The sequence below is a fragment of the Bradyrhizobium sp. Ses1 genome (assembly GCF_059512365.1).
Window position 1 is genome coordinate 40077 of the sequence record NZ_JCAMOQ010000036.1, and the last position, 21732, is coordinate 61808.

22 protein-coding genes and 3 pseudogenes are annotated in these 21732 nt (G+C 59.7%); 17 read left to right on the forward strand and 8 right to left on the reverse strand.

From position 1 onward, the window contains the following. Window positions 1-281 precede the first annotated feature (281 nt). Complete coding sequence (locus tag AC5ZG5_RS31050; protein ID WP_456646034.1) at window positions 282-515, reverse strand: hypothetical protein; 234 nt, start codon at window positions 513-515, stop codon at window positions 282-284. Next, window positions 512-715 carry a DNA ligase-like domain-containing protein gene (locus AC5ZG5_RS31055; RefSeq protein ID WP_456671266.1) on the reverse strand — a complete coding sequence of 68 codons (204 nt, stop codon included), beginning with the start codon at window positions 713-715 and terminating at the stop codon, window positions 512-514. Before AC5ZG5_RS31055 ends, AC5ZG5_RS31050 begins: the two co-directional genes overlap by 4 nt. A 499-nt stretch (window positions 716-1214) precedes the next feature. Between AC5ZG5_RS31055 and AC5ZG5_RS31060 the strand changes: the two genes are divergently transcribed. The 3 genes from AC5ZG5_RS31060 to AC5ZG5_RS31070 all read left to right on the forward strand — a co-directional run bounded on the left by AC5ZG5_RS31060 (window position 1215) and on the right by AC5ZG5_RS31070 (window position 2168). Further along, complete coding sequence (locus AC5ZG5_RS31060) at window positions 1215-1469, forward strand: AbrB/MazE/SpoVT family DNA-binding domain-containing protein (RefSeq protein WP_456646033.1); 255 nt, start codon at window positions 1215-1217, stop codon at window positions 1467-1469. Then, a complete protein-coding gene (gene mazF / locus AC5ZG5_RS31065; protein WP_456671265.1) occupies window positions 1423-1803 on the forward strand; it encodes an endoribonuclease MazF in 381 nt (126 codons plus the stop codon). The genes AC5ZG5_RS31060 and mazF overlap by 47 nt, the downstream gene beginning before the upstream one ends. Window positions 1804-1979: 176 nt before the next feature. Then, on the forward strand, window positions 1980-2168 hold the full coding sequence (locus AC5ZG5_RS31070) for a DUF3606 domain-containing protein (protein WP_456646031.1): 189 nt from the start codon (window positions 1980-1982) through the stop codon (window positions 2166-2168). 226 nt (window positions 2169-2394) lie between these two features. Here AC5ZG5_RS31070 and AC5ZG5_RS31075 read toward each other — a convergent pair whose 3' ends face one another. Beyond that, complete coding sequence (locus AC5ZG5_RS31075) at window positions 2395-2757, reverse strand: PRC-barrel domain-containing protein (RefSeq protein ID WP_456646030.1); 363 nt, start codon at window positions 2755-2757, stop codon at window positions 2395-2397. A 531-nt stretch (window positions 2758-3288) separates the two neighbouring features. After that, window positions 3289-3501: a DUF6894 family protein gene (locus AC5ZG5_RS31080; RefSeq protein WP_456646029.1), complete on the reverse strand. Its 213-nt coding sequence runs from the start codon at window positions 3499-3501 to the stop codon at window positions 3289-3291. A gap of 393 nt (window positions 3502-3894) precedes the next feature. On the opposite strand from AC5ZG5_RS31080, the gene AC5ZG5_RS31085 reads away from it, so the two are divergent. The 3 genes and pseudogenes from AC5ZG5_RS31085 to AC5ZG5_RS31095 all read left to right on the forward strand — a co-directional run bounded on the left by AC5ZG5_RS31085 (window position 3895) and on the right by AC5ZG5_RS31095 (window position 5516). Beyond that, the gene (locus AC5ZG5_RS31085) at window positions 3895-4203 is read left to right on the forward strand and encodes a hypothetical protein (RefSeq protein ID WP_456646028.1); all 309 of its coding nucleotides are present in this window, start codon (window positions 3895-3897) and stop codon (window positions 4201-4203) included. 969 nt (window positions 4204-5172) lie between these two features. Continuing rightward, window positions 5173-5238 (forward strand): annotated as a pseudogene (locus tag AC5ZG5_RS31090) (DUF2934 domain-containing protein); the annotation flags it as partial. A 98-nt stretch (window positions 5239-5336) separates the two neighbouring features. After that, complete coding sequence (locus tag AC5ZG5_RS31095) at window positions 5337-5516, forward strand: hypothetical protein (protein ID WP_456646027.1); 180 nt, start codon at window positions 5337-5339, stop codon at window positions 5514-5516. Between the two features lie 313 nt (window positions 5517-5829). Here the strand turns inward: AC5ZG5_RS31095 and AC5ZG5_RS31100 are convergent. Next, window positions 5830-6490 (reverse strand): annotated as a pseudogene (locus tag AC5ZG5_RS31100) (SOS response-associated peptidase). Between the two features lie 240 nt (window positions 6491-6730). Here AC5ZG5_RS31100 and ku point away from each other — a divergent pair. Genes ku through AC5ZG5_RS31115 form a run of 3 tightly spaced genes read left to right on the forward strand, consistent with a single transcriptional unit; the run spans window position 6731 to window position 8448 of the window. Next, a complete protein-coding gene (gene ku, locus AC5ZG5_RS31105) occupies window positions 6731-7657 on the forward strand; it encodes a non-homologous end joining protein Ku (RefSeq protein WP_456646026.1) in 927 nt (308 codons plus the stop codon). Between the two features lie 20 nt (window positions 7658-7677). Then, complete coding sequence (locus AC5ZG5_RS31110; protein ID WP_456646025.1) at window positions 7678-7899, forward strand: hypothetical protein; 222 nt, start codon at window positions 7678-7680, stop codon at window positions 7897-7899. 24 nt (window positions 7900-7923) lie between these two features. Then, entirely contained in the window at window positions 7924-8448 is a 525-nt protein-coding gene (locus AC5ZG5_RS31115) for a hypothetical protein (RefSeq protein WP_456646024.1), read from the forward strand. 25 nt (window positions 8449-8473) lie between these two features. Here AC5ZG5_RS31115 and AC5ZG5_RS31120 read toward each other — a convergent pair. Then, a pseudogene (locus AC5ZG5_RS31120) lies at window positions 8474-8794 on the reverse strand (GreA/GreB family elongation factor); the annotation flags it as partial. 225 nt (window positions 8795-9019) lie between these two features. Here AC5ZG5_RS31120 and AC5ZG5_RS31125 point away from each other — a divergent pair. The 5 genes from AC5ZG5_RS31125 (at window position 9020) to AC5ZG5_RS31145 (ending at window position 15164) form a co-directional block, all read left to right on the forward strand. After that, window positions 9020-9208, forward strand: coding sequence for a hypothetical protein (locus AC5ZG5_RS31125; RefSeq protein WP_456646023.1), 189 nt, complete (start codon window positions 9020-9022; stop codon window positions 9206-9208). A gap of 249 nt (window positions 9209-9457) precedes the next feature. Then, window positions 9458-9841, forward strand: coding sequence for a hypothetical protein (locus AC5ZG5_RS31130; RefSeq protein ID WP_456646022.1), 384 nt, complete (start codon window positions 9458-9460; stop codon window positions 9839-9841). A 342-nt stretch (window positions 9842-10183) separates the two neighbouring features. Further along, window positions 10184-13288 carry a DEAD/DEAH box helicase gene (locus AC5ZG5_RS31135; RefSeq protein WP_456646064.1) on the forward strand — a complete coding sequence of 1035 codons (3105 nt, stop codon included), beginning with the start codon at window positions 10184-10186 and terminating at the stop codon, window positions 13286-13288. A gap of 279 nt (window positions 13289-13567) precedes the next feature. Further along, window positions 13568-14530 (forward strand): integrase core domain-containing protein, encoded by a 963-nt coding sequence (locus tag AC5ZG5_RS31140; protein ID WP_496135876.1) that lies wholly within the window; start codon window positions 13568-13570, stop codon window positions 14528-14530. 415 nt (window positions 14531-14945) lie between these two features. Beyond that, entirely contained in the window at window positions 14946-15164 is a 219-nt protein-coding gene (locus AC5ZG5_RS31145; RefSeq protein ID WP_456646545.1) for a hypothetical protein, read from the forward strand. Window positions 15165-15726: 562 nt separating this feature from the next. Here the strand turns inward: AC5ZG5_RS31145 and AC5ZG5_RS31150 are convergent. Both AC5ZG5_RS31150 and AC5ZG5_RS31155 read right to left on the reverse strand, forming a co-directional pair. Further along, entirely contained in the window at window positions 15727-16497 is a 771-nt protein-coding gene (locus tag AC5ZG5_RS31150; RefSeq protein WP_456646544.1) for a 4'-phosphopantetheinyl transferase family protein, read from the reverse strand. A gap of 244 nt (window positions 16498-16741) precedes the next feature. Beyond that, the gene (locus AC5ZG5_RS31155) at window positions 16742-17185 is read right to left on the reverse strand and encodes a GNAT family N-acetyltransferase (RefSeq protein WP_456646543.1); all 444 of its coding nucleotides are present in this window, start codon (window positions 17183-17185) and stop codon (window positions 16742-16744) included. Window positions 17186-17322: 137 nt separating this feature from the next. On the opposite strand from AC5ZG5_RS31155, the gene AC5ZG5_RS31160 reads away from it, so the two are divergent. Genes AC5ZG5_RS31160 through AC5ZG5_RS31170 form a run of 3 tightly spaced genes read left to right on the forward strand, consistent with a single transcriptional unit; the run spans window position 17323 to window position 21732 of the window. Further along, window positions 17323-19755 (forward strand): condensation domain-containing protein, encoded by a 2433-nt coding sequence (locus AC5ZG5_RS31160; protein WP_456646542.1) that lies wholly within the window; start codon window positions 17323-17325, stop codon window positions 19753-19755. Continuing rightward, window positions 19748-20584, forward strand: coding sequence for an ABC transporter permease (locus tag AC5ZG5_RS31165; RefSeq protein WP_456646541.1), 837 nt, complete (start codon window positions 19748-19750; stop codon window positions 20582-20584). Before AC5ZG5_RS31160 ends, AC5ZG5_RS31165 begins: the two co-directional genes overlap by 8 nt. A 2-nt stretch (window positions 20585-20586) precedes the next feature. Beyond that, window positions 20587-21732: an ABC transporter ATP-binding protein gene (locus tag AC5ZG5_RS31170; protein ID WP_456646540.1), complete on the forward strand. Its 1146-nt coding sequence runs from the start codon at window positions 20587-20589 to the stop codon at window positions 21730-21732.

Sequence of the window (21732 nt, forward strand, 5' to 3'; positions counted from 1 at the left end):
CGTCGTTTGTCTCGATTATAGAATGGTCGCCCCCTCCGCAAGAGGGGACTTACTCCGACAGCGACTGCCATTACGTGTACAGGCGTCACAGGCGCGTTCTGGTCTGCGGCTAGCCGTGACGAATCAACGGCGGCGGCTTCGCCACCTGCTTGACCTGGACTCAGCCTTCGGCTCGAGAACTGGGGGACGGCCGCTGCAAAAAGCCTCCGCAAGCTCGCCGTGTTTGCGATATCAGCGCAGGCGACCCGAAAAGGCTCGCCTTCGAGTTTAACGCATCTCGGTCAGCGGTGGGGAAGGGCGTAGCGTTCCCCAACTTGAACCCCGACCGCTTTCTGTTCGCTTTTGAGCGTCGACTTGCCACGTTCGCTGCCGAGACCCGTCGTTCCGACAGCAAAAAGCAATTGCCGATTCAATGCAGCTTGAAAGGAACATTTGTCGAAATAGACATTGATCTTCCAAAGAAGTCTCACCACACGCGGCATCATCGCCGCTTGGGTGCCCGATGGCCCGATCAATCGGAATAGGTGGCGTTCCGCAGGTCGTACCCGTCGAGATACAGAAGATCGAACGCATGAAAGCGAATCCGATTGCTCTTCTGCGGCCCAAGCTCCCGACACAGTTCTTGGAAATCGGGAAGGCCTTGACTGCCGTAGACGACAGCCTCTCCATCGATGACCGCGGTCTTCGCCTTCAGCTTTCGCGCCGCCGCCGCGATGCAGGAGAATTGCTCCGTCCAATTGTAGCGTGTCCGGGATTACACGCTGATCTCGCGACCGTCGAGATGCAGTTGCCCGCGGTAGCCGTCCGCCTTGATTTCGTAAACCCAACCCCGCCCCGTCGGGTGGCCGTTCGCGTAAGGTCGGATCGCGCGGCTTCGCGAAGCCGAACTTGGGCGCCTTCCTTACCCCGCTAACGCGGGCAACACCGTACCCGTCCGAACGCAACGCAACAGCACACATATCACCTTCATCTCAAGGTCGCCGGAGACTCGAATCCGGCCGAACCGATTCGTTCCGGCCCATGGCAAGCAAGCGGAACTTTCGGCTTTCCGGATTATCGTGTTGAAATGGGCTCGTCGAAATCAATCGAGTTTCGGATTATCGTGTTGGGGGCCACTATCGTTTTCCGGCCTTGTTCCCTCGTCCGGGCGCACACACCGCTTGACCTACTCCTGGCCTGTATCTACATTGTATCATCAATGCCGGAGTCCGAACATGAAGGTGGCCTTTCAGAAGTGGGGCAACAGCCTGGCGCTGCGCGTGCCAAAAGCATTCGCTGATGAAATCGGCGCCAGCGACGGCAAGGCCGCCGAAATGACCGTAAGCGACGGTAGACTTGTGATTGAGATCGCGCGGTCGGCCCGGCGCAAGCGTCGCTACACACTCGACAAGCTGGTTGCCGGCATAACGCCGGACAACCGTCATGAAGAGGTTGATTGGGGGCAATCCGTTGGCAACGAAGTCTGGTAACTACTGTCCGGAGGCCGGCGATTTCATCTGGATCGATCTTGACCCCACGGCCGGCCACGAACAAAGTGGTCGACGGCCAGCAATCGTATTATCACCGCACAACTACAATGCTGCAGCCGGCCTTTGCGTGATCTGCCCAATCACCAGCCGCGTACGCGACTATCCTTTCGAGGCCAAGCTGCCCGACGGCGCCAGCTTCCGCGGCGTCGTGCTGGCTGACCAGCCCCGCAGCATCTCGTGGGAGAAACGACCGATCCAGCATGCCGGACGAGCACCTGACGTCGTGCTCACCGAAGTGCGCGAGCGCTTGGCTGCGTTGCTCGGAATCGACTGAACTGCTTCTTCATCTCCGACGGGGACGGCTTTGGACGCTTCCTCTTGGCGGAAGAAGCAGCCATAGAATCTACACATACCAGCTCGATACCCTTGACTGCGATTCAACACGATAATCCGGGATAGCCGAACTTTCTTGAGTCGAGCTGCGTTGCGGGAAGGTCGATAGAGGAACCTATGGCAAAGAAAGCGAAGAAGGAGACATCACGCGGTCGCAAGCAGGACCGCGCGCGAGTCGCCGGCGGCCAGCGGCATGAGGTTAGCTACGAGTCGAAGAAGACGGGCCGATCGTCGTCCGCAGTCAAGAAAGCGGTGAAGAAGGTCGGCAACGGCCGACGGAAAGTAGAGCGGCGGCTCGCGCGTTAGCGCCGCCAGGAGGAGATGGACTCTTGCCCAAGGAAAATGACTTGGAGGGGATCCAAGACCGAGGAGGCAAACACGGTGGCCAGGCGGGCAGGCCCAAGTCGCCTCCGCGCCCCAGGACGAACGACAAGGACCAAGATGTCGTCCGAAAAGATGAGGACGGCGAGAACAAACGCGAGGAGCCGGAGAGGTGACCGGCCAACTCGCATAGGTCGGCCGGTCCCGCCTCTCAAACGACAGGAACGCCATAATATTCGTTCACCATGCGTCCGGCGGCCGGATCACTCCAGTTCCACGCATTCTCATCACGATACTTTGGAGCCCCGCGAAGCTGGTCTTCGGTGATCCCAGTAACGTAGCCGCCTAGGTTCGTGTCGTATTTCAACGATTGCCATGGCAGCGGGTAGTGATCATCGCCGATGCCAAGGAAGCCACCAAAGCTCAGGACAGCGTAAGAGACGTTGCCGCTAACTTTGTCGATCATCACGCGTTCGATAGTTCCGATCTTTTTATTCTCGGCGCCGTAAACCGCCGTGCCTTCGACCTTGTCGCTTCCGATCAGATTGACTGTCTCGCGAGACTCTACTGCCATTTGGATCTTCCTGTGTCAGGTTATAGGGATCAATCGCAGCAGGACGCTTGATGTTCCTCTGTGCAGGCTGCCCATCATTTCGGGTCCTGGTAATGGAGTTGAGAGCTAACCGTGTAGCTCGGCGCCTTCCAGCGTGATCTTCACGTAGGTGCCGCTCTCGTGCAGCCCCAGCCAGCGGCGCTCGATTGCGAGCTTAAAGTCTGCGCCCGCGACCGATTTACATTCTGTTCGCCGTCGGCCAAATGCCCTTATTTTCAGGTGCCACAACGAGACGGCTTTAGTACGGGGCCGAGGGGCCGTTTCGGAGGGCTCCAGTTTAAAGAACGGAAGCGACCCCTTCGTGGAGACGGAGCGAGGTCCTCTCCCGCTATTTCCCGGCGTCCCAACAAACGCTGTTTGCTAAGAGCGGCCAATCGCGCCCTGCGAGGTCCTGATTTTTTGGGGCAGGTGTCCTAACTCGGACAGCACTCGGTGTCGTCAACGGGCTAGCTAATGTGTTCGTTTATCGTGGCTCCGTAGCGGGCGCGCTGTTCATCCTTCTTCGCTAGTGATGCTGATCCGGTACAGCACGCGGTCGCCAGCTTCGACGTCGAGGCTCCAACTCTCCCCCGGCTGGAGCGATGTTTCGATGTCCCGGGTCAACAACATAGCTTCCTTCCAAGCAGCGCGATCGTCTCGAAGCTCCGTTCCGACTTCATCCCGAAACGGGAACTTTCCGTTGATGTGAAAGAAGAAACGGGGCATCGACCACAAATCACGACTTTCCGTCCGCAAACGCGACCTTCCGCAGACCGTTCCTAGACGGCTGGGCTAGGAACGTTAAACCGGTCGGGTGAATTGAAGTTGATGCGGGGCAATCGGCGCCCGGGAGCGAGCGCAGACCAGTGTACCGGTCATGGTTGAGCACGGAGATATTTGCCGCACGCGAGCCGCGCACTGCCGGTCGACAAGCCGCGACGACGGTCTCTTCGATAGACAAGCAGCAACTGCTGCGGCTTTCCGAAGAATGGCAGAGGCTCGCACAGCGACCCTCATTCGGGGACGAGTTGGCTGCCGACGGCAGTCAGGCGATCGGCCCCGCTCTCAGGCATCCACCGGTTCACTGAGCGCCCGCAGTCAGATGAGAAGGAAAGAACCATGAAAACGATCTATTTCGCTTCGGTTTGTGGCGCCATCCTTTTGGCAGTCACCAGCTTCGCAAACGCACAAGGAACGGGCGTTACTGCAAACCGCGATCAGGGCGTCACGCCCAAGCAATGCTGGGATGTCAGCAGCAACATCATTCGCGAAAAGAACCCGACTTCCGCTGGTACATCATCGTCGGAAAAGGCACCTGAAACGACTGTGGGCTCAACCATGCCCGGCCCCACCGGTTCTGGCGCTTCTGGCTCAACCGGCTCCACTGGAAATGCGTCGGCACGTCCGGCGGGAATGCCGGATTGCTGACACGCCAAAGAGCTTTGCTTCGTCTAGGCCGCGGTGGGCACCTTCCGTTCGTGGATGTAGGTCACTTTCTCCCCCTTTCGCGCAACCGGCCGGAGGTTGCCGGAGGGGCGCCTGGCTCGGGCTTTAATGCCAGAGGCGGGGATTCGACGCTTGGCCGACCTCATAGATCCTTCTGCTTCAGAAACTGCATACCGAGGCTGTGTGCACTTTTAGACCGAAGCCAGCACTGATTGGGCGTAGGCTGGCTTCATCGCCGTACCATCCCAAGGCTATTTAGCGGTGACTGAGAGTGTTGTGCTCCCGCCTGCATTAAGGATGGAGCGCGTCATGAAGAGACGCCGTTTCAAACAAGTTTTGTCCCTCCGTGATCGCTTGATCGAGCACGCTAAGCTGGCCCGCCAGCAAGCCAACAAACTGCCACCCGGCAAAGAGCGCGAAAACCTACTGCGAAGGGCGCGGCAAAGTGAGACAGCCTCCCACATCGATGAGTGGCTTAGTTCGCCCGGCCTGCGGGCGCCGCAATAGCCCATGCCGGAATACCGAGCCTATACCGTCGCGCTGGACGGCCATATCATCAGCTTAGAACCGATGGTCTGCGCTGATGACGAAGAAGCGATCGAAAGGGCTCGGCGGCTGGTCGAGGGCCATGGCATCGAGCTTTGGTGCGGGGCGCGCCTCGTGGCCCGGCTTCCCGGACGAACAAGCCGAAGATGAACAATTTTGCCCCCGCCGATTTATTTCTGGCGGAGGTGACCATGAGCCAGAGCACCGAGCCCCAAGAGTTAGAGCGCCAACTCGAACAGGCGAAGCGGCTGGCTTCCGGGATAACCGACCAAACGACCTATCAGCGGCTCAAGGCGTTCGTCGAGGATCTGAGGGAGAGCCTGCAACGGCGCCTAGCGGCGCGGCGGTCCAAGCAAGCAATCAGGGGCTCGTGCCCACGAACTCTGGGAACAGCACGGGCGGCCTACGGGACGGGATCTAGAGTTCTGGTTACAGGCAGAGCGGGAACTTAGCGAGGATGAAAACGAGTGAGCACGTGTCCCGAAGTGGACGCATCTAGCTACTCGAGAGTTCTGGCCCCCGTTTCTTAGAGCGCGTGCTATTGTGTCGGCACACAGGAGGGAGACGCGATGTCGACGTCAAGGAAGCCACTAAAGCCCGATGATTTTCCAGTGCATGCCGAAGGCGAAACGATCAAGAAGCAGGACGGCACGCCGATCGCGACGACGGAAGATTCACCTGTCGCTGATGACGTGGCCGAGCGCCTCAATGAGGACGAAGCCCGCCGCGAAGAAGATAAGTGGGCCTGATCTTCCGTCGTCGATGGACGACGGGCGGCCGCGTGCGATCAGTCATCGATCAGCGTGCCGATCAACTCGAGGAGCGCTCGGTGTTCTGGCCCATTAGCTCCGTCTCGAAGAAATTTACCTATGGCCGTGTCGGACACCTGTCCTCCAGAGCTTAGATTCGGCTGATGCCTTACGACGGGCATCTTGGAAGTCGGATCGCGCGCCAGGAACCAGGTGTCCCCGTTGCTGCTTTCGTACAAGATTCGTTCCGTCATGGAGATGTAATCGGACCCACGGCGTTCCGTTCCTCTCTGGGGTGGGCATAAGCAAACTTTTATGCGGCGAGCCTATCTTCCTTGTCGGGGCCGCGCATGACGATCTTGAGCGTGGCATCCGGCAGCGGTCGTTGCAGGGCCTTGGCCTCATCCCAAGGGGCGCGCAGCCAGACATCGCGCTCCTCATCTGTCGTCAGGATCACCGGCATCGCTTTGGGATGGATCGGCGCGACGACAGTGTTCGCCTCGGTGGTCAGGAAGCCATAGACCAGGTGAGGCCCGGGATCGGCTTCGACTTGGTGCCGCGGTCGCCCTTGAACTCGGTCCAGATCCCGGCAAAGGCCGTGAGCGGCCGGTCATCACCGAGCGCGAACCAGACCACGTCCTTTTTCTTCGTGGCTGGGTTCGGCTCTGGTGCGTATTCGGCGAAGCTGTTGAAGGGGACCAGGCAACGGTTTTGCGGATTAAGCCAGGCGCGCCAGTATTTCGAAGGGTATTGCGGATGTTCGTTACTGGTCCTCCGGGTTTTTGCGGTGGCAGCGGCATGCCCCAGCGCATCAGCACAAGCTCGCGGCCGTCGCCGGCGTTGCGCACCACGGGGGCCAGATAATCGGGAAACACGCCGGGCATCGGCGGCAGGTTGCCGACGTAGCGGTTGATCACGCGAAAAAGCGCGCGGATCGCTTCCTGATTGGTGGTGATGCTGGAGAGGTTGCACATTACGAACTTGCTCGGGTGGTTATGGTGATATGCGGTAAGACCATAAATTCCATATCCGAAAGCCGGTGTTGTGGCAGCATGGCACACCTTTCCTTTTCGTTCACGGAAGATGGAGCGCGCTTGGTCGCGATGAAGCGGGGTTCATGAATAAATTGAAGGACCACGGTGGAGAGTGTCGGAACAAGCCTTGCTCGATCGTCTTGAATCCAACCGCCTTGGAAAACCGGAGTTCCGCGTAACATGGCCCCGCGCGCCAACTGGAAAGGCTTCCTGCGTCTATCCCTCGTAACCTGTCCGGTCGCGCTGTACCCAGCCACATCGGAGAGCGAGAAGATCTCGTTCAATCAGCTCAATCGAAAGACCGGGCACCGCATCAGGTACCTGAAAGTCGACGCCGACACCGGCGAGGAGGTTGCCAACGAGGACATCGTCAAGGGTTACATGCTCGACAAGGAAACCTTCATCGAGATGTCGAAGGAAGAGCTCGAGGCGGTGGCGCTCGAATCCACCCGGACCATCGACATCGACGAGTTCGTCGATCGTGAAGAAATCGACCCGCGCTACTTGATCCGCCCTTACTATCTCCGGCCGGATGGCAAAGTCGGCCATGACGCCTTTGCGGTGATCCGCGAGATCATCCGGGAAATGAACAAGGTCGCGATCGGGCGGGTGGTGCTGACGAACCGCGAGCACATCATCGCGCTCGAGCCGCTGGACAAGGGCCTGGTCGGGACGCTGCTGCGCTATCCGTACGAAGTCCGCTCGGAGGATGAGTATTTTGACGAGATCCAGGATGTCAAAGTCACGAAGGACATGCTCGATCTCGCCAAGCACATCGTGAACCAAAAGTCCGGTCGGTTCGAGCCGGACAAGTTCGAGGACCAGTACGAGACGGCGTTGATCAACCTCATCAACCAGAAGCGCGCCGGCAAGCGGATCACGCCGAATGAGCGGCCGCGCGGAGAGAACGTTGTCGATCTGATGGAGGCGCTGCGGCGGAGCGTCGGCAAAGAAGCGGAGCCGGCGAAGGCTGCCAAACCCGCCAAGAAGCCGCGTAAGGCGGCGGCCGGCCAAAAAGAGATGCTGATGCCGATCCAAGGCAAGAAGCAGGCGAAGGAGACGGCCGCGAAGAAGCCGACAGGCAGGCAACATCGAAAGTCGGCCTGACGCCAGAGGAGGAGAGCCTTATGGACATGCAAGAAGCCTCGGCAATGACGGAAGCTTCCGGACTGATCAACGAGGACGGCGCGGAGCAGACTTCGGAAACGCGTCGGCGACCGCCTCAGTCGCCTTCACAGGATGCCGCGATGCGCTGGGCCGATCGGCTGCGCGAGATCACCGTGAAGGCTCCGTTGCAGTCGCTCTTCGCTGCCTTCCTGCTTGGGGTCTGGGTCGCTCGGCGGCGCTAGGAGCTGCGCGAGCCTGCACGCCTCATGGTCAGGAAGCTCAAGACATTTCAGACGTCGCTCGGTTTCTTCGACCCGGCGGTAGCGGCGCCGTCGATGAAAGCCGCGCTGGAAGCCTGGGGAGCCGACAGCAATCTCTTTCATCAGGGGGCGGCCAAGGAGAGCGAGGATCCGAACGTCGTCGCCGCAACCATGGCGGCGCTGGGCGCCGTGTGCACGATGTGTGCACCGAGAGATCAAAGAAAATCTTGCAACAACCAGCATGAGCAAACTGAACTGAACGCGCTGCGGTGTCAGCGGGGTGTCAATGTTTCGGGAGGGAGTAATCTCGTTCGGCAGGCGGCGAATTTGCGCCGGTTAGTTGCCGAGGGTTCAATTCGGGAAATGAGCGGTCATGTAAAGACCGTAGCAACCATTGATGAGAAGATTCTGCAAGAAAGAGAGCCAGAGTCGTTACGCAGCCGCTCGGAGCAACACGGTCGCGTACCGCATGCAAGCTCAAGTCGGCCAGCAGCCGATTTCATTAGTAACGTCTGTTTTCGTAATTCGTGAGCGCCTGCAAACCATCAGGGCGGCCTCACGCGATCGCGACGATCTCGAGCTGCTGATTGCCAGATCCCACGACATCTCCCACGGCTTTACCGAGTACTGACTTTGCAACCGGCGATGCGAAAGAAACCGAGCCCGCCTTAGGGTCTGGCTCGTCTTCCCAACAATGCGAAATTTCTGCACGCGTCCATCGACTCGAGAGAAAGTAACGATGCCACCGAATGCAACGATGTCGGTGGAAACTGGGGCTGGAACCAGTCGGGCCGTTCGGCGTCGTTCGGAGAAGTAGCGCGCGTCGCCCAGGGTGATGGCGGAGAGGACGTCGGCGCTCGTTGACGTCTTGGAGCGCCGGATTGGGTTTCCTCTCCTCGAGCGGACGCGAAACGGAACACGTCTGACATCTGTCGGTGAGCGTTTTGTTCGGGAAGCAGCCCACGGGGCGTCGTCGCAGCCGTTAGACGACGTCGTCGGGTAGTCACGGTCGTTTGGGTCTTGTCTAGCCTGCGAGACTCACCCTAAGCACTAAGGGGCCTAAGACAGGCGAAGCTCCAATTTCCATAACGGGGTCGAATATGTGGAAATCAACCCGAGATCTCCCTACAACCGTTATGCCATCCTTGTGGATGGTCGTGTGAAGACTGAATTCGCAACGAGGGACGGCGTTGAGGGCGGGGCTAAGGATTTGAAGCGGCGCTTTCCGATGCTGCAAATCAAGATCTACGATGCGCAAACCAAGGCGGATCGCGAAATAGACGCGTTTTGAAGCATCTGCATTAGCGTAGGAGTGAACCTCCGACCCGGAAAGTGGGTGGCTTCTGGCCGAGCTCTGGCAAAATTTGCGCTTTCATCTAACCAATTTGCCGCGATATATCGTCCGTCGGAGAGCATGGTGATGTTTCGAAGGTGGAAGAGCAGATCTCGCGCACATGGTGCACGGCAGGTACAGCAAGGGCACGAGAGCAATAAGAGTTCCGGCAGGGACATCCAGGCCCGGATTGCTGAGTTGAGAAGCATGCCGCGGGAAAAGCTCGCGGACGCGGTGTTCCTGTTCTCGATGGCGGCAAAGCAGCAAAGTGAGCGGATAAGACGATCGATCAAGGAGCGCGCGGAGGCCGAGTTCGAGTTTGATCCGCCCGCTAACGGAGATATCGCTGACTATCTCGCGGAGGAAGCCGTCTCGGTTTTGCGCCATCATGAGGTTGATGTGCCGACGCTCATCGATGTCTTGTCCCGGCAATCGCCGGATGTTGACTTCACCGTTCATCAAACGGATGCCGTTTCAATGCTTGCAGCGATGATTCGGGAGCAGCGGTTCGAAGGCATTCTGGAAGGTCTCAGGCTTGCTGGCCTCCTGAACGAGTGCTCAAAGAATCGCCATGCCGGTTTTGGCTCGTAGCGGCGAAGCGATCGGAGAGGAACTTCGGGCTCGGCAGAGGGCGCGTGTGCGTTCGGGGCCCGTCATCGGAGCTCTCAGAACCTGCCGCTGACGCCGGCGATCGAGCGATCGATGACATCGTAAATGTGCGCCCGCGACCAACGTCAAGTGTGCAAGCGGCCCGAGGCAGCGCTGCCAACATTCGGGCCGACCTTATTGAAACTCCTCGCCATCGGCCGAAGCGGATTGCGAACCAACAACAGGATCAAAGTGGGGCGTTCAAGCAAAGTGCGCGCGGTGAGTCGCGCAAAGAAACGAAAGACCTCTGCGCGGACTGCGATTTCTTCTGCGTCCCCGCTCGGCATGATGGCTCTCCATCTGCTCGCGCAATGGAGAAAGTCTGGCCGCCACGGTATTGTCTTTCTCGCCGAGAACGAGAACAGGGCCGAGCGGCTAGGCGCCGTCATTCATGATCTCGAGCCCTCGTGCGAGGCGTTTGTTTTCCCGCGGCTGAACACGCTGCCGTTCGATCAGTTGGAGCCGTCACACGAAATCGCCGGCAGACGGAGCTCGGTCTTGCGGCGCCTTGCCACGCCGGAGAAGCCAATCCTGCTCGTGTCCACGGCGGAGGCGGTGATGGAACGTCTGCCGCCGCCGGCGACTTGGTCTCGTTCAAGTCTCCATCTGACGGTGGGCGCTACATTCTCCGAACAGGACCTCCAGTCGCGGCTTGAGGTCCTCGGATACGATCTCGATGATGAGGCGGAGTATCCTGGCAGCGCACTGTTCCACGGGAAGACTTTCGAGATATTTCCCGCCGGCGCACTCGGTCCATTCCGCGTGGAGCACGCTGGCCAGGTGATACGGCGGATTTCGTCTTTCGACCCGACACAGCACGAGGTTGTTTTCGAAGCGAAGGAGCTCATCATTGATCCGATGTCGGAGCGCCTTGCGCTCGGGAGCAAACGCGGAAAGCGTGCGACTCTGATTGACTATTGCGGCCGGGCCAAGTGGATCGCCGATGCGATGATTCCGGCGCACGCCGAGAGCTGGTTGAGCACGATCGAGGAGGCGGCCAGTCGCACGGACAAGGAGCGCGAATACCTTGGCAGGCGCGAATGGAAGCAGGCGACCAAACGCATGCAGGTGCTGTCCCGCAAGGCAGCTTTCATCCCCACACCGGACTTCTCGAAGATCGCCTCACCTAGAAAGGCTCTGCGAGCATTCGTCGACGAGACACGACGCGCCGGTTCGCGCCTCATGTTCGTGGCGGCGCAGGAGGAGGATCTGCGCGCCATGGAGCGGATGAGTGGGGTCAAGGCTGAGCGCTTTTCCAACTGGAGCGAGGCGACGGCCGGACGCAATCGCGAATCCGCGATTCTGGCCGACTTCGATGTCGGATTTGTCGAGGCTGGCCGGAAGCCCTTGGTTGTCGTGACGGCTTCCGATGTGCTCGGGAGCAGGGCCCATCATCCGCAGCCCATGGCCAGGGCCTGGAATGCCGCCTTCGACCGCGCAGATGTGCCCGAGCCGGGGACCGTGGTCGTTCATCTGCAGCGAGGGTTGGCCTTGCTCGATGGATTGCAGACGGTGGCGATGAAGGGCGTATCGTCGCACGAAATGATCCGGCTCGTATTTGCAGGAGATGATGCCGTTCTCGTTCCGCCGGCGGACCTGACCCTGATCTGGCCCTACGCATCGGAGCTCGGCGAGCTGACGCTGGACAAAGCCGACGGGAGTACATGGTGGGCTCGGCGCACCGAGGCGGAACAGGAAATTCAAATCGCCGGCAAGCAACTCGCGAGACATATCAGTCAGCGTCGCCGGCGGCGGGCAGCGAAACTCGCAGCACCAGGCCCGGCTTATGAGAGGTTCGTCGCTCGTTTTCCGTACTTCACGACGGTCGACCAGGCGAAAGCCATTCGGGACGTCCTCGATGATCTCGCGTCGGGGCACCCCATGGACCGGGTCATCTGCGGCGACGTCGGATTCGGTAAGACCGAGGTGGCCTTGCGAGCGGCGGCCGCAGTCGTGCTGTCGGGGAGACAGGTGGCAATCGCGGTGCCGACAACTGTTTTGGCAAGACAGCATGTCGCGACGTTTCGCAAGCGGTTTGCTCCGTTAGGTATTGAGGTGGGAGGCCTGTCGCGGGCCACATCAGCGCCGGAGACACGGCAGACGAGAGAAGGGCTAAAGAGCGGGGGGCTGAAGGTTGTGGTCGGAACGCAGGCTCTCGCCTCGAAGGACGTGAAGTTTGCCGACCTTGGGCTGGTCGTCATCGACGAGGAGCAGCATTTTGGCGCAGCAGAGAAGGCGAGGCTTTCAGAGCTGGCCAAGGGTGTCCATACGCTTTGGATGAGCGCCACGCCGATCCCGAGGACGCTCGCGGCAGGTCTCGCGGGCTTCAGGGATCTCAGTGTCATTGCGTCTCCGCCCGTTCATCGCCTTCCCGTCGTGACAAAGATTGCTCCGCTTTCGGACGCTGCCATCGTAGCGGCCTTATCGCGTGAACAAAGACGTCACGGGCAAAGCTTCTTGATTTGTCCACGTATCCAGGATCTCGATCCGATGCTGGCACGCGTGCAAGCGATGGCCCCGGATCTTCGCATCGTCTGTCTCCACGGCAGGTTATCTGCCGACGAAATTGAGGATCGGATGATGAGTTTCGTCGAAGGCCGCGCGGACGTTCTGCTGGCGACCAACATCGTGGAAAGCGGTCTCGATATCCCTCGTGCGAACACGATCGTGGTCTGCTGGCCCGAGCGGTTCGGTCTCGCGCAACTCCATCAACTCAGGGGTAGGGTGGGACGCAGTGGCATACGCGCGTTTGCGTATCTGTTGACCGATTCAAACTCAGAGCGATCCGAAAAGCGGTTGGCTGTTCTGGAGGAGTTCAATCGGCCAGGCGCGGGCTTTGCGATCAGTGCTCGAGATCTGGACCTCAGAGGAGCGGGGGATCTGCTTTCCGAGCGGCAGTCGGGCCATGTGCAGGTCTTCGGTCCCGTGCTCTACAGCCATCTTCTGAAACTGGCCTCGGAGAAAGCCCACGACAGGGCCGCCGACCTGTGGGTGCCCGACCTCAATCTTCCGGTCGCGGATATGTTGCCGCCAAGCTTCGTGCAATCGGAGCCGGTCCGGCTAGAAATCTACGCTCGTGCGGCCAGGTGTCGAAGTGAGGACGAAGTGGATGACCTGGAGGAGGAGACTCAGCGACGCTTCGGCAAACTGCCGCCGGCAGCGCGCGATTTCTTTGCTGCCGCAAGACTCAGGATCGACTGCAGGCGACGCGGCATCGTAAGACTTGATGTCGGTCAGGAGGCGGTAGCCGCGACGTTCCTGCCGGGACGGCTACGAAAGTCGAGGGCGCGATCGTTCCAGCGCGACGGCGACCGCGTCGTCCACACCAGCGAGCGTCGCGTCGGGCCGTTTGGCAAGGTGGAAGAGTTCTTCGACCTTCTGGACGAGTGAAGCCTGAATTCCACTGGCCCAAAGTGGACGTCCGGCCTGAACCGGGGATCCGAAGGGCCATCTGGTCAAACCGCTGCACGATCACATCGTGGAGGCGTTCCGCAAGCGATGAGAACAACGACTTCAACCGTTAGCGGCAGTGGGTCGGACGGCTGTCCCTGTCGGAAACCTAATCCGGCTGGTATGTGAGGCCGAATCGCGCAATGCTTCTGTCTCATGAGAGAAGCTTACAGCCTGGTCTGGTCCGTGCTGGTCATATTGTTCCGGTCGCGGGTCTCGTTGGAAGCCGAGATCCTGATCCTTCGTCATCAACTTAACATCCAGCGACGGCATGCGCCGAAGAGAGTGGCCTTCAGTGCCATGGATCGCCTGATTTTTGTTGGGCTGTATCGTTTGGTGCCAAATACCATCAAGGCGCTGACGATAGTGAAGCCGGATACCGTCATCCGTTGGCACCGTGCCGGTTTCAGAGCGTATTGGCGCTGGAAATCGCAGCACCGCGGCGGTCGACCAACTGCACCGTTGGAAATTCGCCGGCTGATCCGCGAGATGAGCATCGTCAACCCGCTGTGGGGAGCGCCGAGAATCCATGGTGAGCTTCTCAAGCTCGGCATCGAGATCGGTCAGACCAGCGTCGCCAAGTATATGGCGCGGAGGAGGGGCCCTCCCTCGCAGGGATGGAAGACGTTTCTTCGCAACCATGCGGATGGCATTGTCGCAATGGACCTCTTCGTCGTGCCGACAATCTCATTCCGACTGCTCTACGGTTTGCTGATCATGGGCCATGGCCGGCGGCAGATCCTGTGGTGCGGGGTAACCGCGCATCCAACTGCCGAATGGATCGCCAATCAACTGACGGAGGCGTGTGGCTGGGAGCAAATCCCTCGTTACCTGATCAGGGACCGCGATGGTGCCTACGCCGAGATATTCACACGCCGGGTTAGATCCATCGGTATCCGAGATCGCCCGACGTCTCCTCGTTCACCCTGGCAAAACGCTTATGCAGAACGGCTGATCGGCTCGATCCGCAGGGAATGCATGGATCATATCGTGGTGTTTGGCGAACGCCATCTGCGCCACGTGCTGCTCTCGTACATGAGCTACTACAATGGCACGCGACCCCATCTGTCATTGAACAAGGACGCGCCGATATCACGCGCCGCCGAGACAGGCGGACGCATTATCTGTCGCCCGATTTTGGGTGGGTTGCACCACCAATATGCCCGGATTGATTTGCGATAAGGACAGGTGTTTCACTGTCTCACTCGGTGACTCGAAAAATTCGAGACAGTGCAAGCACCTACACAGGACGTTCGGCGGCGAGGATCTGCGACCACTGCCGCTGCACATGAGCAAGACCAACCTCACAGCTCCTGCGGCAGGCCAGAAGGCATCTTCGTCGCGCCAGCGTTTCACGCCAGCGGCGGCGCGCGGTGCTTTACCGACGAGCGCATGCGTCTGCGGTGGGCCTGATGTCGTCACTTCCGCTCTGCTGGGCCACTTGTCCAGTACTTGTTAACCCCCTGGTGACGAACCCGTTCTCCACTGCGCGTGCCCGCCGGCTGAGGCGGTCGTTGTTCACAATCCCGGCGTCGCTGGCGTCTTGTTTCAGCGACACCGCCGGAGATCACAACTCGAGTCCTAAAAGGACAAATCAATGGCCGAGGGAATTGTCGACTTGATCACGCGCCGAAAGGCCAAGGCTGAAGCTGACACAAATGAAGCGCTGGCGCTGCGTGCGCACGTCGATGCGATGCTCGAGTGCAACGCTATCCTCGCCAATGCGATCGAGCAGATGTGGGATTTCGCCGAGCGGGCTGAGATCGTGAAGGCCCTTCGGGGCGCCGCTGGTACGCTTGAGTGCCACGAAGATTGATGCCAGGGGGCGCTGGGCTTCGGCTCCGCAGCTTTGGCCCGATAACGCTCGATTATCGGCGTGCAGAACCGAGTAGCCCCCAACTCCGTGGTGCTTTTCGTGGTCCGTTTTAAAAATCGCGCAAGGAACTGCGAGCAATATCAAGCCGATGCGGCATAAGTGCGATGCCCTCCTGGGCACCAAAGCTACGCTTTTCCGCGCTGGAGCACGATCGTGTACTGTCTTTCGGCTCCGAATATTGCAGGCCGAATGACGGCAGGGCAACCGCATTGAACGGCCGCGTCGAAGGCAATCACGGTGCACTGACCAATAACGACCCTGGCTAGCAGACTCATAGCTGCCGCTCTGGCGGAGAAGGTGTTCATTCCCCCTGGTAACGAGCATAGCTTCGCGTCCGTCAGTCGTTCGCTGACTGGGCCCAGTCTTCAGCTGAGAAATGTCGCCGTGTCGCGCGGCGAATGTCCTTCACACCTGCTCTGCAGGCTCTTTGGCGCTTGAGGATTTGGGTCTCATCTTCGTTCCTTTGTCACTGCGACGAGATCCAAATCCTCAAATCAATACCTCAAATTTGTGCCATGGGCGCTGACGGCAGACAATGCGTGTCCCGGCCGAGAATGAAGAATTGGAGATCGACGGGCAGCCCGTCGTAGACCAGTGCGACGGGATACTCATTGCCAGCCATAAAGCTGCTGATGCGCCACGATGGGTGGACCCCTCCGAGAAAGCGTGCGGGGGTGCCCGGCTCCAAACTCACATCGAAGCTATCGAGAGGGATCTGCAGCCCGCCGCCGCCTGCTTTGACGTAAGCCTCTTTGCGGGTCCAGCACAGGAAAAACCCTTCAGCCCGCTTCTGTCGTGGAAGCCTGGCCAGCGATCGTATCTCTCCGGCGGGAAAATAATGGTGCGCGATGTCCTCGTATTCGACGTCAGGGCGAACTCTCTCGACGTCCACCCCGATATTTCGATTCCAGCCGAAGGCGAAAACCGCAACATCCTGTGAATGAGACAGGTTGAAACTCAGTGTTCGTCCGGCTGAATTGGGCACGAGCGCCGGCTTTCCCTCTCGTCCAAGCAAGAACTGCAAATCTTTAGGCTGCTTTCGCAGATATTGCGCCAGAAGCGTTCTCAACGTCCCGCGCGCCGTTATGAAGCGATCTCGATCGCGATCGAACCGAAAGCGCGCTGCTCGTTTGTTCTCGTCTTCGCTCAGATGCGAATGCAGCAACGATTGAGAGGAGGCATCAACGTCCAGATGGCTCTGCCAGACGTGAATCTCATCGGGCCATAACGGGGGAGGAGATTGTGCCTGCCTCCATACAGCTGAATCGAGCAAGGCGCGGTCTCCTGAGAGTCTGGCCGCGTGCTTGCGGACCAAAGCATTTGATGACGAATTTGCTCGCCGACCTCGCGCGGCGACCGCTTCTCCGTTGGGGATCAGCGATCCGACAGCTTCCGGATCATCGATAGTTGATGGGAACCTGACGACAGCCCTGACCCAGACGTACTGCAAGGCAGCCGTACCGCCGCGGAGTTGCGTGGTTCCGCGCGTCCCGGGGGCGATAGGCCAACTGGTGTTGTCAGCGGCGTAACAGTTTCCGGAAAAGGAGAAGTCGATTATCTGCTGCGCCCCTGGACGCAGAGCTCCCAACAAGTTCGCCAAACTCCTCATATCCGTTCTTCTCGTAAAATCCGGGGGCCTGGAATGCGTAGGAACTAAGCCAGACACCTGTGCATCCCTGCTCCCGCGCCGCGTTTTCGACAGCCGCAAGAAGGCGGGAACCGAGACCTTGGCGACGATCGGATTCGGCGACGTAGAGCAGTTCAATGAACAGCCATCCGTAAAGGATGTCTCCCCAAACACCGCTGGACGCCTCGCCAGTGTCAGGATCTCTTACGATGATTGCGATGTTTCGATGGCCGCTCGGTCCACCACGAGCTGTGTTGTCGCGAACCAAAGACTGTAACAGAGCTGCGTGATCGCGAGAATCGGGTGACCAGTCGACGAACAGTTCCTGTTTCATGCCCTAGCTCACGTTGTCGATGCTGGCGTCCGCCCGGAGACGTTTTTGCGGCCCAAGAATGTCAAATTTCTATGGGACCCACCGAACTCTTGCAAGGAAGGGGGTCTCACATCCGTTTGTCCGAGAAGCATCTGGGTATGGCAGCTTCATTGGTGTCCGAGAATGCAGCGGGAGCGCTGCTCAACACCGAACCTGCATCCGCATCACAGCGCCGGACGTGGTTCATGGAACTTGTTGCTCCGGGCATTCCGCAACATCACCTGCCGTTCGCCCTCGAGGTTTTCGGAGAGGTTGACATTGCTGCACTCCAGCTCAGCCTGGATTTTCTTGTCGAGCGACACGAGGCTCTCAGGACGCTATTCGTGGACGATGGCGGGACGCTACGCCAAGTTGTCGGCGACCCTCGCCCTACGGTCGTGCTCGTCGATGCACCGTCCGGTCCCACCCCTGACCTGAGGACGATCCTTCACGAGCAGGTTGCCGCCCCGTTTGACCTCAGCCGGGGTCCCCTGGTTCGTCTGGTTATCGTCAGGCGCGCGCCGGCCGTGCATGTTCTGGTGTTCGTCCTGCACCATATCATCGCCGACAACCTCTCGCTTGGCCTGTTCGTTCGTGAGATGGCCGAGGCCTACACATCATTTTGTGCTCGCAGCCTTCCTGCACTTGCGCCGCTGCCTTGGCAATACGCCGACTTCGCAATTGCCGAGGCAGGCTGGCTGGCCACTCGCACATTTCGCGTTCGCCTGCACCGTTATGCGGAGAAACTCGGCCCGACAATGGCGCAGTTGGACTTTGGCGCCGGCCGAGCCGTTCGTTCGGGACAGGTTGGCGCAAATGACGTCCTGCCTGTCGACGCTGCAACACTAGGTCGCCTCAAGGAGGTCGCGCAACAAACCGGCGTCACTCTGTTTACGGTGCTGCTCGCCGCGCTCCAGACAGTGCTTGCTCCCTACGCGAACGGGCCGGATTTCGTCATCGCCGTGCCCGTGGCCGGCCGTGGCAGCGATGGAGCGGAAGGCGTCATTGGTCCGTTTGCCAACGTTATCGCGCTGAAGGCCAGCGCTCGTGCCGCCCAGACCGTGGCCGAACTTGTGGCCGAGGTCGGGCGTCAGCTTGTGGATACTCTCGAATATGAAAACGTGCCTTGGGATGCGCTGGTGCGCGCCACCAACCCGTCGCGCTCGGCAGATGCGGCCCCGCTCAGTCAGGTGATGTTCTCTTCGCTAGCCGTGCCCACACCGCTCCGGCGCTTTGGACGCCTACCGTGCCGGCCAACCTGGCTGCCATCGCCCGCTCCAACAGCCGACCTCTTTGTGACCGCTTCCGAAACGCCGGACGGCCTCTTGTGGATCGGCTTTGACAGCCGGCCGGACAAGGTGCCTCTTCGTACCGTCTCCCGCCTGTCGGACGCGCTGCGAACCGTGCTCCTCCAGATTGCCCATGGAGACATCACGACGCTTGAGGCCTTTCCGGCGCGGATTGCAAACGATGCCGCCGGTTTGTCTCGCGACCCCATGCCTACCGCAGTGGGCACCAACCCAGCCCTCCGTCTCGTTCGCAACGCTTCAGAGTCCCCAGAGCGTCGTGAAGCCCTGGAGAAACTTGTTGCTGAGCTATGGGAGCACCTCCTTGGCTCGCCGCCAAACCACATGCGCGAGGACTTCTTCGACGCCGGGGGTGATTCGCTCATGGCCGTGCGGCTGATGTCCGCGCTGTCGCGACGCCTGGACCGAAAGCTGCCGGTGGCATTGTTCTTTGAGGATCCCACGGTGGCCGGATTGGTGAACGGCCTGGCGGAAAGCAGTACTCACAGCGGACCGGACCATGCAGTCACCAAGATTGTCGGAGGAAGCGACGGGCGGTTGCTGTTCATCTGCAGCGCGCAGCGCAATAGCATCCAGCTGGCAAAGGCACTCGGGCCGGGGCCAACGGTGTACAAGCTGGACGTTTACAATCTTCAGGAGCAGCGGCTGCTTGCTGAGCAGCCCATGATCGACAGCGTCGAAGCCATCGCCACCGAATTCCGATCAAGGATGAAGGCCATTCAACCAGAAGGACCCTATCTGCTGGCAGGCGGTTGCGAGGGCGGCGTCGTAGCTCTTGAGATAGCTCTCCAGCTTCAGCAGGCAGGTGAAAAGATTGCACTGCTTGGGCAGCTTGACACGCCCGTTCGCGGCTTCTTCGAGTCGAAGCCGGCCTTCCTGCGCCCCATCCGAATCGCCAAACGATGGCTAGATGTTTTTATCCGCCGAATGCTGACTTCGGATGCGTCCGCATATGAATGGCATCTGCGTATTTGGGGAGGAATCTGGCCTAGTGTGCGCGCGTACCACCCTGGGTGTCTGTTCGACGGGGATGTTCACCTCTTCAAGGCCGCGCCAACCCTTGGCATGGCTGACGTCGCCTCGGGCTGGGACCGCCGGGTCACTGGCCGGGTCGTGATCCACAAGGTGCCCGGTGGCCATGACAATTGGATGGAATATCCGCAGAGCGCTGCCATCGTCCGCGCCGCTTTGGACGAGGTCGTGCCCCCTGTTCCAACAGCCTCAGGGAATCGTCGCATTGTCTGAACGGACCGTCACCATTATCCGGAGCACAGTGCCGGCCCTAAGTCGTGTACCCGGCGGGCTCCGTGAGCTTGTGTCCTATCGTGAGCTGCTGGGATTCATGACGGTCAACCGTCTGCGGGTACGTTATCAAAACAGTTGGCTCGGCTGGGCCTGGGCGGTCCTGCAGCCGCTCGCATTCCTGGCATTTCTGACGGTGGTCGGTTCCGCCGTCGGCGGCCGTTCGACCTCGGATATCCCTTATCCGCTCTTCATTCTCGCCAGCCTCTCGCCGTGGACATTCTTCGCAACGTCGCTGAATACGGCGGCTGCGGGTGTGCTGAGCAGCAGGTCACTTATTGCGAAGGTGTATTTCCCCCGCGAGATCGTGCCGCTTTCCTACGTGTTTGCCGCACTCGCCGACCTTGCCATCGCGACCGCGCTGACGATGGTGGCTCTCGCCTGCAGCGGACATGGCATTCCGGCGACTGTAATCGAGCTGGCGCCCATTTGCCTGATCCTGATCATCTACGCGGCTGCCTTTTCATTGGCGCTCTCAATCGCGCAGATCGGATTTCGTGACATCGCGATCGGATTGCCTCTGCTGCTGCAAGGTGTCCTGTTTACGACACCCGTGTTGTATCCCTTGAATGCCGTTCCCGCGCAGTGGAGGGCGGTCTATGAGCTCAATCCTCTGGCGTTGCTGGTCGAGGCATTCCGCGGCGCGCTGGTCGGCAAGCAAATCATCAGTGCTGAGCAACTCGTTTACGCTGCCGTCGTTGGACTGATCCTGTTCGGCATCGCATATTTCATGTTCAAGACTGCCGAACCGGACATGGTCGACGAAATTTAGCCATGGCCGCTGTCGATATCGCGGTACGCAACGTGTCAAAGTCCTATCGCGTTCATCGCGACGGTGGACGTAGCCTGTTCAGGTTCAGGCGGACAAAGCGCATTTGGGCCCTGAAAGAGGTCAGCTTCGATGTTCAGCGCGGCGAAGCACTGGGTGTTGTCGGAGCGAACGGTTCTGGCAAGACGACTTTGATCAAACTGCTCGCCCGCATCACGTCGCCCGACTGCGGGGATATCACCATCGCTGGCCGTCTCATGTCACTCGTGGAAGTTGGAGCGGGCTTCCACCCTGAACTCAGCGGCCGTGACAACGTCTTCTTGAACGCAGCGATCTTTGGAGTTCCAGCGGCTGAGGTACAAAAGCGCTTCGACCGCATAGTGGAATTCTCGGGACTGGCCGACTTTATCGATGCCCCAGTCAAGACCTATTCATCGGGGATGTTCGTGAGGCTGGGCTTCGCGGTAGCCTCTCAGCTTGATGCGGATATCCTGCTGCTCGACGAAGTGTTGGCCGTTGGCGATCTGTCTTTCCAGGCCCGTTGCATGGATCGGATCGAAGAGATCCGGCGCTCGGGGCGCACGATCCTGCTTGTTTCGCATGATCTCGCGGCGGTGGAGCGGCTCTGCGACAGAGTCCTCCTGCTGACGTCAGGTGAAATGGCAGGCGAAGGCAGCTCGCGCGACATGATCGAAAAATATCAAATCAGCGCGGCCAAGGGCCTTCCGAGTTCAAATTTGAATTTTGATGGGGGCGGCATCGCCCTGCACGGCGTCAGCTTCGTCGGTCGTGACGGTGCTCGCCCCAGGACAGGAGCTCCTCTGACCGTCCGCGTCAGCTACGAAACCGAAGTGTCCATTGACGACGTCGTGTTCACCGTCAGCTTCATCTGGCCCAGCGGCTATATCTGCACCGAGCTTGTGTCGACCTCTGCCACACTCGCTGCAGGACGGGGACATGTCGTTTTCGATTGTCCAATCCTCGCTATTCAGCGGGGACTGTATACGGTCGATCTCGCAGTCACGACTGGCTCGGGACGTGTTCTGGCCAGGCGCATACGCGCCGCGCCATTTCGCGTCGATCCGGGTCTTATCGTGCAAGGCGATTTCTATATGACGCACAGTGCCAAGCTGGAGCGGGACGAGAACTGA